Source organism: Limimaricola cinnabarinus LL-001, from assembly GCF_000466965.1.
GTDB classification, from domain to species: Bacteria; Pseudomonadota; Alphaproteobacteria; order Rhodobacterales; family Rhodobacteraceae; genus Limimaricola; species Limimaricola cinnabarinus.
In genome coordinates this window covers 125,572-138,317 of record NZ_BATB01000001.1, presented here as the reverse complement: position 1 = coordinate 138,317, position 12,746 = coordinate 125,572, and the positions used below count along the sequence as shown (strand labels likewise).

Below are 12,746 nucleotides of genomic sequence, written 5' to 3'. Positions count from 1 at the left end.
GACCGGGCCGTGAGGGCAACGCAAGCGGCTTCGGCGGGTTCCCGCCGTCACTCGATCTCGACGAGCAGGTCCTTGGCGTCGATCTGGGCGCCGGGGGTGACGTGCACGGCCTTGATCGTGCCGTCGCGCTCGGCATGCAGGCCGGTCTCCATCTTCATCGCTTCGATGGTGAGCAGCATGTCGCCCTGCTTGACCTTCATCCCGGCCTGCGCCGCGACGGTCGAAACCACGCCGGGCATCGGTGCGCCGACATGGGCGGGGTTGCCGGTCTCGGCCTTGGGGCGCTTGGCGGTCTTGGCCGCGACCTTGCGGTTGGGCACCCGGATCGTGCGCGGCTGGCCGTTGAGTTCGAAGAACACCCGGACCTCGCCCTCGTCGGTGGTCTCGCCCACAGCCTGCAGCCGGATTTCCAGCGTCTTGCCCGGATCGATCTCGGCCGAGATCTCCTCGCCCGGCTCCATGCCGTAGAAGAAGGTCCGGGTCGGCAGGGTGCGCACCGGACCGTATTGCTGGTGCCGCTTGGCGTAGTCGGTGAAGACCTTCGGATACATCAGGTAGGCGTTGAGATCCTCGTCGTCGATCTCGGCCTCCCCGGTGGCCTCGGCCGCCTCGGCGCGCGCGGCTTCCATGTCCACGGGCTTGAGATGCTTGCCCGGACGATCCCCGAGCGGCTCCTCGCCCTTGAGCACCTTGGCCTGCAGCGCGGTGGGCCAACCGCCCGGCGGCTGACCGAGATTGCCCTTCATCATGTCGATGACGCTGTCGGGGAAGGACACGTCGTGGCTCGGGTCCTCGACCTGCGCGCGGGTGAGCCCCTGGCTCACCATCATCAGGGCCATGTCGCCCACGACCTTCGACGACGGCGTGACCTTCACGATGTCGCCGAACATCATGTTCACCTCGGCATATGTCTTGGCGACCTCGTGCCAGCGATCCTCGAGGCCGAGGCTGCGGGCCTGCGCCTTGAGGTTGGTGAACTGCCCGCCGGGCATCTCGTGCAGATAGACCTCTGAGGCCGGAGCCTGCAGGCCGCTTTCGAAGGCGGCGTAATGGGCGCGGACCTGCTCGAAATAGTTCGAGATCTCGCGGATCGCCTCGATGTCGAGCCCGGTGTCGCGATCGGTCTGACTCAGTGCCTCGACGATCGAGCCCAAGGTGGGCTGCGAGGTGTTGCCCGAGAAGCTGTCCATCGCCGCGTCGATCGCATCGACGCCCGCCGCCGAGGCCGCGAGCACGGTCGAAATCGCAGCACCCGAGGTGTCATGCGTGTGGAAATGGATCGGTAGGCCGACCTCTTCCTTGAGCGCGGTGAAGAGCTGCGTCGCCGCCGGGGCCTTGAGCAGGCCGGCCATGTCCTTGACGCCGAGCACATGCGCCCCGGCCTTCTCTAGTTCCTTGGCCATGGCGACGTAGTATTTCAGGTCGTATTTCGACCTTTTGGGATCGAGCATGTTGCCGGTGTAGCAGATCGTGCCCTCGCAGACCTTCTCGGCCTCGATCACCGCATCCATCGCGACGCGCATGTTCTCGACCCAGTTCAGGCTGTCGAAGACGCGGAACACGTCGACGCCCGATTTGGCGGCTCGGGCCACGAAGCCCTGCACCACGTTGTCTGGATAGTTGGTGTAGCCTACCCCGTTCGAAGCGCGCAGCAGCATCTGCGTCATGACGTTGGGCATGGTCTTGCGAATGTCGCGCAGCCGCTGCCACGGGCATTCCTGCAAGAAACGGTAGGCCACGTCGAAGGTCGCCCCGCCCCAGCACTCGACCGAGAACAGCTCGGGCAGGTTGGCGGCATAGGAGGGCGCGACGCGGATCATGTCGATCGAGCGCATCCGCGTGGCCAGAAGCGACTGGTGCCCGTCGCGCATCGTGGTGTCGGTGATCAGGAGCTGCTTTTGCGCCTTCATCCAGTCGGCCACGGCCTTGGGGCCCTGTTCGTCGAGGATCTGCCGCGTGCCGGGCTTGATCTCGTGACCGCGCGGGGCGGGCGCGCGGGGTGGCTTGGCGTCGGGGGAGGGCAGCGCCCGCCCTTCGGTCTCGGGATGACCGTTGACGGTGATGTCGGCCACATAGGTCAGCAGCCGCGTCGCCCGGTCGCGCCGCATGTCGAACTTGAACAGCTCGGGCGTCGTGTCGATGAACTTGGTGGTGTACTGGTTCGACAGGAAGGTCGGGTGCTTGAGGAGGTTGATCACGAAGTCGATGTTCGTGCTCACGCCGCGGATGCGGAATTCCCGCAGCGCCCGGTCCATCCGCTTGATCGCCATTTCGGGCGTCTGCGCGCGCGCCGTCACCTTGGTCAGAAGCGAATCGTAGAACCGGGTGATCACCGCACCCGAATAGGCGGTACCGCCATCGAGGCGGATGCCGGGGCCGGTCGCCGAGCGGTAGGTCTGGATCCGGCCGTAATCGGGGATGAAGCTGTTATGCGGGTCTTCGGTGGTGACCCGGCACTGCAGCGCATGGCCGTCGAGTTGCACGTCGTATTGCGAGGCGCAGCCGGTGGCCTCGACGATCGACTTGCCCTCGGCGATGAGGATCTGCGCGCGCACGATGTCGATGCCGGTGACCTCCTCGGTCACAGTGTGCTCGACCTGCACGCGGGGGTTCACCTCGATGAAGTAGAATTCGCCCGAATCCATGTCCATCAGGAATTCGACCGTGCCGGCGCATTCGTAATTCACATGGGCGCAGATCTGGCGACCGAGATTGCAGATCTTCTCGCGCTGGGTCTCGGAGAGATAGGGGGCGGGGGCGCGCTCGACGACCTTCTGGTTACGGCGCTGAACCGAACAATCGCGCTCCCAGAGATGGTAGATCTGGCCGTGCTGGTCGCCGAGGATCTGTACCTCGACATGGCGGGCGCGGATGATCATCTTCTCGAGGTAGCCCTCACCGTTGCCGAAGGCGGCCTCGGCCTCGCGGCGGCCCTCGCGGACCTTCTCCTCGAGTTCGCTCTCATCCATGATCGGCCGCATGCCGCGGCCGCCGCCGCCCCAGCTCGCCTTGAGCATGAGCGGGTAGCCGACCTCGGCGGCTTCCTTGCGGATCGCGGCCATGTCGTCGCCAAGCACCTCGGTCGCGGGGATCACCGGCACCCCCGCCTCGACCGCGACGCGCCGGGCGCTGGCCTTGTCGCCCAGTTCGCGCATGGTCTTGGCCTTGGGGCCGATGAAGGTGATGCCGGCGGCGGTGCAGGCGTCGACGAAATCGGGGTTTTCGGAGAGCAGGCCGTAACCGGGGTGGATCGCGTCGGCGCCCGACATCTTGGCAACGCGGATGATCTCTTCGATCGAAAGGTAAGCCTGTACCGGGCCCAGACCCTCGCCGATGCGGTACGCCTCGTCCGCCTTGAAGCGATGCAGGCTGAGCTTGTCCTCCTCGGCATAGACCGCGACGGTCTTCTTGCCCATCTCGTTTGCCGCCCGCATCACGCGGATCGCGATCTCGCCGCGGTTGGCGATAAGGATCTTTTCGAACTCGGCCATGTCCACCCTTCCGTTTGGTCGGGCGCAGTCTAGGACTTTCTGCGGTGCAGTATAGCCCCGAGATGCGGTGGCCACGGACCCGTTCCACGCTACTGATAGCGCTAACGGAAGTTCAGGCCACGGCCTCCTCCTGTGGTGTCGGAGACGGGCTCGCGTGTAGTGCGGCGACCTCTGCCTGCGTAGGATCGTCCTCGCCCGCGACCGCCACCCGATTGCGGCCGCGCCCCTTGGCATCATAAAGCGCGTCGTCGGCGGCCTTCATCAGCTGTTGCGGCATGGTGCCATCCTCGGGGTGGACCGCAACGCCGACCGAGATGGTGATGCGCGGCAGGCTCTTTTCGCCGTAGCGCACATTGATCCGTTCGACCGCGCCGCGCAGCGCCTCGGCGCGCAAGGCGGCCGTGGGCAGGCCGAGGTCGGGCAGAAGCAGCATGAATTCCTCGCCGCCCATGCGGCAGGCGGTCTCGTCGCCCTCGCAGACCTGTTCGAACACCGAAGCCACGGCGCGCAGCACCATGTCGCCCGCATCATGGCCATGGGTGTCGTTGAACCGCTTGAAGTGATCCACGTCGATCGACAGGATCGACAGCGGCCGCTCCTCGCGGTGCGCCTGTTCGAGTTGACGGCGCAGGGTCTCGGTCAGATGGCGACGATTGTAGAGCCCGGTGAGCGGGTCGCGGATCGAGCGGTCGTGCAATTGGTCGCGCATCTGCACGTTGGCGATGGCAAGGCTGATCTGCTCGGCGCACATCTGGGCAAGCCTCTGACTGGCGCGGAATTCTTCGAGCGGCACGCTGTCCTTGGCCTTGAGATGCAAAAGGCCGACCGTCTCGCCATGTGCGAGAACCGGAAAGCAGAAGGATGGGCGGTCATCCTGGCTTTCGGAGTGGCTGCAGGGGAAATCGACTTCCGCGCTGCCGAATGTATAGGTCCGGCCCCGCCGCAGGCCCCAGCAATCCTCGGCGCGGATGTGGTCGCAATGATGCCCGCCATTCCAGCTTGCCGAGCCGACGAGCACGTCCCTCGAACTCGAATAGACATAGACGCTGCCTTCACTGTTCGGAAGGATGTGGCTCATGAAACGGCCGACCATCTTGAAAAGCTCGTCCAATGAACGCGACGACTGGAGCCATTCGTTCAATTCCCCCAAAAGCCGCACGTTTCGCGCGAGCCGCATCTGTTCGGCCATCATCTGACGTTCCTGTTCGGCACGCTGGTTTATGACGCGCAGCTGCATGCGGCCCGATCTTCGGATCACGGTGCTCGTCACCACGAGCATCAGCAGAGAAACGACAGACAGCGCGATGAAAATCCTTTCCAATCGGTCCACGAAGATCGCGCGCAATTCGGTCAGATCGGTATAGAACGCGATTGCACCGACGACGCGACCATTCTGCAGGATCGGCTCGTGAATCTCGGCGATCCGCATCAGCTTTCCGGTTTCATCCTCGTAGAGTTCCGCGCGATTGCTCGAAGCGGAGCGAAGGAAATGATCATCGACCTCGGACACCGGTCTGTCCTCGGCCTGGTAATAAGGATTCCCGGCTGCGACGATCCTTCGAAAGAACGGCATCTCGTTGACAACGCCGATGTCCTCGGCTTGCGTCGACCAGAATATCTGGCCTTCCGCCGCGATGAGCTTGAAGCAGTAGATCTCGGAGAGGGTCGTAACTTGCGACAGCCAGAGTTCGTCACCGCGCGTAATGGTGGCGCGGGCAAAGGTTTCGCTACCACTTTCGAGGGCGTCGAGGACACGCAACCGCCATTCCTGCGCCTTGCGATGCACGTCGTCACGCAGCATCCGGTCGACGATAGGGGCGGGCAGGTAGATGACCGACAGGCACATGGCGACGGTAACCGCCCCCAGAAATGGCATCAGGAGCTTGTTGAAGAACGGTCTGGGGGGGGCGCGACGGTCGAGCATCTCGGTCATGACGGCATCCTGCTTGAGCGAGAGCAGACTTACAGAAAGGCGCTGTCGAAGAGTTAATCGGCTTTGATCCACGCCACCGTAACAGTGGAATTATAAAACGATTTCAAGGGATTTGGCCGGTTTCTGCCACATTGTGAACATTTACGGAACGCCGCTTTTCTTCGCGGGCGACGGAGGCTAGATTGGCGTCATGAGCAGCTTTTCCGACGACGAGGCCTTCGAGGCCGCCTCCCAGCCCCTGTCGCGCCGTGCCATGGCGCAGCCGGGCGGCGCCGCCCCCTATCTCGAGGGCCTGAACCCGGCCCAGAGGCTCGCGGTCGAGACGATGGACGGCCCTGTGCTGATGCTGGCGGGCGCAGGGACCGGCAAGACCCGCGCGCTGACCGCGCGGATCGTGCATTTGATGCGCACCGGACGCGCGCGCCCCAACGAGATCCTCGCCGTGACCTTCACCAACAAGGCCGCGCGCGAGATGAAGGAGCGGATCGGCAGGATGCTTGGCGAGGCGGTCGAGGGGCTGCCATGGCTCGGCACCTTTCATGCGATCTGTGTCAAGCTGTTGCGCCGTCACGCCGAGCTGGTCGGGCTGAAGTCGAACTTCACCATCCTCGATACCGACGACCAGATAAGGCTTCTCAAGCAACTGGTCGCGGCCGAGAACATCGACGACAAGCGCTGGCCCGCGCGGATGCTGGCGGGGATCATCGACGATTGGAAGAACCGCGCGCTGACGCCCGACAAGGTGCCCACCGCCGACGCCTCGGCTTATGACGGCAAGGGCGTCAAGCTCTACGCTGCCTATCAGCTGCGCTTGAGAGAGCTCAATGCCGTCGATTTCGGCGATCTTCTCCTGCATATGGTCACGATCTTCCAGACCCGCGACGACGTGCTCGACCAGTATCGGCGCTGGTTCCGCTACATCCTCGTGGACGAGTATCAGGACACCAACGCGGCACAGTATCTGTGGCTGCGGCTGCTGGCGGGCGGCCACAAGAACATCTGCTGTGTCGGCGACGACGATCAGTCGATCTATGGCTGGCGTGGAGCCGAGGTAGGCAACATCCTGCGCTTCGAAAAGGATTTCGAGGGTGCCGAGGTGATCCGGCTGGAGCAGAACTACCGCTCCACGCCGCACATCCTCGCTGCGGCTTCGGGGCTGATCACCGCCAACAAGGGCCGCTTGGGCAAGACGCTCTGGACCGAGGAGCAGGAGGGCGAGAGGGTCCGCCTGATCGGCCATTGGGACGGCGACGAGGAAGCCCGCTGGGTCGGCGAGGAGATCGAGGCGGCGCAGCGCGGCACGCGCGGCATGGCGCCCGTGGGTCTCGATTCCATGGCGATCCTCGTGCGGGCCAGCCACCAGATGCGCGCCTTCGAGGACCGCTTCCTGACCATCGGACTGCCATATCGCGTGATCGGCGGCCCGCGCTTCTATGAGCGGCTCGAGATTCGCGACGCGATGGCTTATTTCCGCCTTGCCGTCAGCCCCGACGACGACCTCGCCTTCGAGCGGATCGTCAACACGCCCAAACGCGGCCTTGGCAACAAGGCGGTGCAGACGATCCAGCGCGCCGCGCGCTCGAACGGCGTGAACCTCGTCGAGGGCGCACGCATCGTCGTGCAGACCAAGCTTCTGGGCGGCAAGGGCCTCAAGGAGCTGACGGTGCTCGTCGAGGCGCTCGACCGCTGGCACGGGCAGGTGGTGAGCGAGAGCGACACCCATGTCGAGCTGGCCGAGATGATCCTCGACGAGAGCGGCTACACCGGCATGTGGCAGAACGACAAGACGCCGGAGGCGCCGGGGCGGCTCGAGAACCTCAAGGAGTTGGTCAAGGCGCTCGAGGCCTTCGATAGCCTGCAGGGCTTTCTTGAACACGTGGCGCTGATCATGGATCACGCACAGGACGACGCGGGCGAGAAGGTGTCGATCATGACCCTGCACGCGGCCAAGGGTCTTGAGTTTCCGATGGTCTTCCTGCCGGGCTGGGAGGACGGTCTGTTCCCGTCGCAGCGCTCGATGGACGAAAGCGGGCTGCGCGGCCTCGAGGAGGAGCGCCGTCTTGCCTATGTCGGCATCACCCGCGCCGAGGCAGTCTGCACGATCTCCTTTGCAGCCAATCGCCGCGTCTATGGTCAGTGGCAGAGCCAGCTGCCCTCGCGCTTCATCGACGAATTGCCCGAGGCGCATGTCGAGGTGCTGACGCCGCCGGGTCTTTACGGTGGCACTTACGGCGCGGCGGGCATGTCGTCGCAGGCCTCACCCGCGATCGCCGAGGCGCAGGGTTCGCGGCTGCACGACAATGCCGCCAAGGCCGATGTCTACAACTCGCCCGGCTGGAAGCGACTGCAGGCGCGCGGGCAGGCGCGGCAGATGCGCCAGCCGGCGGAGGCCAAGAACATCACCATCGACATGACGGCGGTGTCCTCCTTCACCGCGGGCGACCGCGTGTTCCACCAGAAGTTCGGCTATGGCGAGGTGATGGGTGTCGAGGGCGACAAGCTCGACATCGCCTTCGACAAGGCCGGGCAGAAGAAGGTGGTGGCGCGGTTCATCGTCGCCGCCGATGCGGCGGACGACGTGCCGTTCTGAGGATTGCGGCGTCCGGGGGCTGCGGCTAAGGCGCTCGCATGGACGCCGGTTTTCTCTCCGCCTTCGCCGCCGGGCTCGCGCTCGGGCTGTCGCTGATCCTTGCCATAGGGGCACAGAACGCGTTCGTGCTGCGGCAGGGGCTCCGGGGCGATCACGTGCTCGCCGTGGTGCTGACCTGCGCGGTGTCGGACGCGGTGCTGATCGCGGCGGGCATCTTGGGCTTTGCCGCGCTGGCCGAGGCCGCACCGTGGATCGCGCCGCTGTTGCGCTGGGGCGGGGCGGCCTTCCTGATCGTTTACGGGGCACGCGCGCTGATCGCTGCGTGGCGTGGCGGCGAGGCGCTGCGCGCCGCCGATGACGGCGCGGCGGGGCTGCGCCGCGCGGTGCTGACCTGCCTCGCGCTCACCTGGCTCAACCCGCATGTCTATCTCGACACGCTGGTGCTTTTGGGTTCGGTCGCCTCGCGCTTCGAAGGCCGAAGCTGGGCTTTCGGCACCGGCGCAGTCACTGCCTCCTTCGTGTTTTTCTTCGCCTTGGGCTATGGTGCGCGCCTCTTGCGACCCATCTTCGCGCGCCCCGCCGCCTGGCGGGTGCTCGACGCACTCATCGCGCTGGTGATGTGGAGCATTGCCGCCGGATTGATCTGGGGCGGCTGACGGCAACTTCACTCTTCAGATACTCATACCCGGCCGGCCCCTTCGCAGCCGGCCCGGCCTTGCATCTCGCAGTGGTTTCCCCTCCTGTAGCTGCGGGAGAATTGCATGAGCATGGCATCCATTTCGCGTTCCGAAGGGTCGCCCGTCACCGGCATCGGCTGGATGGTGGCGGCCGGGCTATGCTTTGTCGGCATGACCGTCCTGATCAAGGCGGTGGGGTCTGCCCTGCCTACGGCGCAGACGGCATTGCTGCGCTTCGCGCTGGGCCTGCCGTTTCTCTTGCCCATGCTACCGGCGCTGCGTCGGGTGCGCCTTGCGCCGCGCCACTGGCAGCTTCTGGGGCTGCGCGCGGTGTTGCACAGCCTCGGGGTCGGCCTGTGGTTCTTTGCGATCACCCGCATTCCCTTGGGCGACGTGACGGCGATCAACTACCTCAACCCGATCTGGGTGACGTTGGGTGCTGCGCTCCTTATGGGGGAGCCGTTGCCGCCCCGCCGCCTTGCGGCGGTGGGCGTGGCGTTTCTCGGGGCGCTCATCGTGCTGCGTCCCGGCCTGCGCGAAATCGACCCCGGCCATGTCGCCATGCTTGGCACGGCGGTGCTGATCGCCTCGGGCTATCTCGTGGTCAAGCGGCTGTCGAACGAACTGCCGGCCGAGGTGATCGTGGCGATGCTGTCGCTGATGGTGCCGCTGGGGCTGCTGCCCTTCGCGCTGCCGGTGTGGCAGACGCCTGAACTCATGGTCCTCGTGCAACTGTGTCTCGCCGCCGGTCTGGGCACCTCGGGGCATTACGCGATGACCCGGGCCTTCGCCGCCGCGCCGCTCACCGTGACGCAGCCGGTGACCTTCCTGCAGCTTGTCTGGGCGGTGCTGATCGGCGCGATCCTGTTCGGCGAGCCGATCGATCCCTATACGGTTCTGGGCGGCGGGATCATCATGGGCGCGGTGATGTTCATCACCTGGCGCGAGGCGCGGGCGCGACGGGGCCTGACCGCCGCCACGCCCGACGCCATGGCCCTCAACCGGCAGGCATCTGGCCCAGACGCTCGAGGATCGAGCCGGGACTGACCTGACCGATGACGCGGCCCTTCTCGGTCACGTCGAGCGGGGCGGGCGTGGCATGGATCAGGGCCATCACCTCAAGGATCGGCGTATCCGCCGTCACCTGTCCTTCCGCCGCGAGATGGGCGTCCGGGTCCATCACGTCGCGCGCGCAGAGCACGCCGAGCGGGTTCATATGCGCCACGAAGTCCTTCACGTAGCCATTGGCGGGCTTGGTGAAGATCTGCCGCGGCGTGCCCGCCTGCACGATCCGGCCGCCTTCCATGATGGCGATGCGGTTGCCGAGCTTGAACGCCTCGTCGAGATCGTGACTGACGAAGATGATGGTGCGCTGCTTGCGCGCCTGCAGATCCAGAAGCTCGTCCTGAAGCCGCGAGCGGATCAGCGGGTCGAGCGCCGAGAAGGGCTCGTCCATCAGGAGGATCGGCGCGTCGGTGGCAAAGGCGCGGGCGAGGCCCACGCGCTGCTGCATGCCGCCCGACAGCTCGCCCACCAGCGCGTCGGCCCGGTCGGCGAGGCCCACCATCTCCAGCTCGGTCTCGACCCGGTCGCGGCGCTCGGATTTCGACATCCCGCCAAGCTCGAGCCCGAGGCCGACGTTATCGCGCACCGTGCGCCACGGCAGCAGGCCGAACTGCTGGAACACCATGGCGACATGGTGCAGACGGATTTCGCGCAGGGTCTTCTTGTTGGCCTGAGTGACCGAAGCCATCTCACCGTTCATGCGCACCCGAACGTCGCCGCGCACCACCGGGTTGAGGCCGTTCACGGCGCGCAGCAGCGTCGACTTGCCCGAGCCCGACAGACCCATCAGGACGAGGATCTCTGCCTCGGGAACGTCGAGCGTGCAGTCATGGACGCCGAGCACCTGATCGGTCTCCTCGGCGATCTCGGCGCGCTCCAACCCGTTGTCCATGAAGGGCAGGGCCGATTCGGGCTTGTCGCCGAAGACGATGTTGACGGCATCGAACTCGACGGCGTTGCGTTTGGTCGTATCAGTCATGGTCATCCCCGTTTCACCCGCAGCGCCCGGTCGAGCATGATCGCGACCACGACGATGACGAAACCGCTTTCGAAGCCGAGCGCGGTGTTGACCGAATTGAGCGCCCGGACGACCGGTACGCCGAGCCCGTCAGCCCCGACGAGAGCCGCGATGACAACCATCGACAGCGACAGCATGATGGTCTGGTTCAGGCCGGTCATGATCTGCGGAAAGGCCGAGGGCAGCTCGACCTTCCACAAAAGCTGGCGCGGCGTCGCGCCGAAGGCCTGCGCGGCCTCCACCAGCGAGGTCGGCGTGCTGGAGATGCCGAGCTGCGTCAGTCGGATCGGTGCGGGCAGCACGAAGATCACCGTGGCGATCAGTCCCGGCACCATGCCGATGCCAAAGAATACGATGGCCGGGATCAGGTAGACGAAGGTCGGCAGCGTCTGCATCAGGTCGAGCACGGGGGCGACCCAAGCGTAGAGCCGCGGCCGGTGCGCCACGGCGATGCCGATCGGCACACCGACGCCCATGCACACGACGCAGGCCGAAAGCACCAGCGTCAGGCTCTCGGTCGTCTCCTCCCAATAGCCTTGGTTGAGCACGAAGAGAAAGCCCAGCGTTACGAGAAGGGCGGGCTGCCAGCGGCGGTGCAGCGCCCAGGTGAGGCCGACGAAGACCGCGATGACCACGAGTTCGGGCGGCGTCTGAAGGATCCACAGGATGACCTCGATCATGCTTTCGAGCAGCCATGACAGCGTGTCGAAGACGATGGCGAGGTTGGTTTCGAGCCAGTCGAAGCCGTCGGCGGCCAACGAGCCCACGGGGATCTTGGGGATGCTCAGCTCCATGGGGCGCCTCGGATCGGTCTGGTCATCGGGGTCTCCGTGTCGGGGGATGCGGCGTCCTGTGCCGCGGATCGGATGGGCGGGGGCCGAAGATGGCCGAAAATCCAAAACCCGGCCCCGTGCGGGACCGGGGGAGGGGCGCGCGGTGGCGGCCCCGATAGCGGGGATCAGCCTCGATGACGCCCTTGACGGCAGGCAGCGCGTCCGAGCCGTCAAGCGTGGTCACGCCTTCGAGCCAAGGCTCCACGGCTTCGGGGTTGGCGGCGAGCCATTCCTTCGCGGCCTCTTCGGGGTCCATGCCCTCGTCGAGGATCGCACCCATGATCTCGTTCTCCATCTCGAGCGAGAATTCGAGGTTCTGCAGGAACGCGCCGAGATTGGGGCATTCTTCCACGAGACCCTGACGGGTGACGGTGTAGACCTCGGCGCCGCCCAGGTTCGGGCCGAACCAGTCATCGCCGCCTTCGAGATAGGTCATCTCGTAATTGGCGTTCATCGGATGCGGCTCCCAGCCGAGGAAGATCACCGGCTCGTCGCGCTTCGACGCGCGGTCGACCTGCGCCAGCATGCCCTGCTCGGAGCTTTCCTTGACCTCGAAATCGCTCAGGCCGAAGGCGTCGCTCTCGATCATCTCGAGGATCAGCTTGTTGCCGTCATTGCCCGGCTCGATGCCGTAGATCGTGGCGTCGAGCGCCTCGGCATGTTCGGCGATGTCCTCATAGCTGGCGATGCCGAGCGCGGCGCCGGCGGCATTGGTGGCCAGCGTGTACTTTGCCCCGGTGAGGTTCTTGTGCACGGTCTCGATGGTGCCAGCCTCGGAATAGGGCGCGATCTCCGAGGATTGTGTCGGCATCCAGTTGCCCAAGAAGACGTCGATGTCGCCATCGGCCATCGAGGTGAAGGTGACGGGCACCGAGAGCACCTTGACCTCCGGCTCGTAGCCCAAGCCCTCGAGCACGACGGCGGTGGTGGCGGTGGTGGCGGTGATGTCGGTCCAGCCGACATCCGACAGCGTGACCTCGCCGCACTGCGCGGCGTCCTGCGCGTGGGCGCCGGTGGCGGCAGCGGCGAGCGCCAGGGCACTGATCGTGGTGCGGAGCATCATGGGGTCGTCCTCTCTGTGGGTTCTGGTTCTTGATTGACGCGTCAATAAAAACCCTATTAGGGTCGCCGTTGCAACC

Annotated in this window: 8 protein-coding genes; 3 read left to right on the top strand and 5 right to left on the bottom strand. The window is 65.6% G+C overall.

What is annotated here, in order from left to right:
- Positions 1–47 precede the first annotated feature (47 nt).
- Positions 48–3,491: a pyruvate carboxylase gene (locus MBELCI_RS00605; RefSeq protein WP_045319512.1), complete on the bottom strand. Its 3,444-nt coding sequence runs from the start codon at positions 3,489–3,491 to the stop codon at positions 48–50.
- Between the two features lie 112 nt (positions 3,492–3,603).
- On the bottom strand, positions 3,604–5,424 hold the full coding sequence (locus MBELCI_RS00600) for a sensor domain-containing diguanylate cyclase (RefSeq protein ID WP_021692181.1): 1,821 nt from the start codon (positions 5,422–5,424) through the stop codon (positions 3,604–3,606).
- A 190-nt stretch (positions 5,425–5,614) separates the two neighbouring features.
- Between MBELCI_RS00600 and MBELCI_RS00595 the strand changes: the two genes are divergently transcribed.
- The 3 genes from MBELCI_RS00595 (at position 5,615) to MBELCI_RS00585 (ending at position 9,738) form a co-directional block, all read left to right on the top strand.
- Positions 5,615–8,014, top strand: coding sequence for an ATP-dependent helicase (locus MBELCI_RS00595; RefSeq protein WP_021692180.1), 2,400 nt, complete (start codon positions 5,615–5,617; stop codon positions 8,012–8,014).
- Between the two features lie 38 nt (positions 8,015–8,052).
- On the top strand, positions 8,053–8,670 hold the full coding sequence (locus tag MBELCI_RS00590) for a LysE/ArgO family amino acid transporter (RefSeq protein WP_021692179.1): 618 nt from the start codon (positions 8,053–8,055) through the stop codon (positions 8,668–8,670).
- A 105-nt stretch (positions 8,671–8,775) separates the two neighbouring features.
- Entirely contained in the window at positions 8,776–9,738 is a 963-nt protein-coding gene (locus MBELCI_RS00585) for a DMT family transporter (RefSeq protein ID WP_021692178.1), read from the top strand.
- Here the strand turns inward: MBELCI_RS00585 and choV are convergent.
- Genes choV through choX form a run of 3 tightly spaced genes read right to left on the bottom strand, consistent with a single transcriptional unit; the run spans position 9,689 to position 12,670 of the window.
- Positions 9,689–10,735 carry a choline ABC transporter ATP-binding protein gene (gene choV, locus MBELCI_RS00580; protein WP_045319533.1) on the bottom strand — a complete coding sequence of 349 codons (1,047 nt, stop codon included), beginning with the start codon at positions 10,733–10,735 and terminating at the stop codon, positions 9,689–9,691. The genes MBELCI_RS00585 and choV overlap by 50 nt on opposite strands.
- A 2-nt stretch (positions 10,736–10,737) precedes the next feature.
- A complete protein-coding gene (choW, locus tag MBELCI_RS00575; RefSeq protein WP_021692176.1) occupies positions 10,738–11,568 on the bottom strand; it encodes a choline ABC transporter permease subunit in 831 nt (276 codons plus the stop codon).
- A 22-nt stretch (positions 11,569–11,590) separates the two neighbouring features.
- Entirely contained in the window at positions 11,591–12,670 is a 1,080-nt protein-coding gene (gene choX, locus MBELCI_RS00570) for a choline ABC transporter substrate-binding protein (protein ID WP_021692175.1), read from the bottom strand.
- Positions 12,671–12,746: the final 76 nt, after the last annotated feature.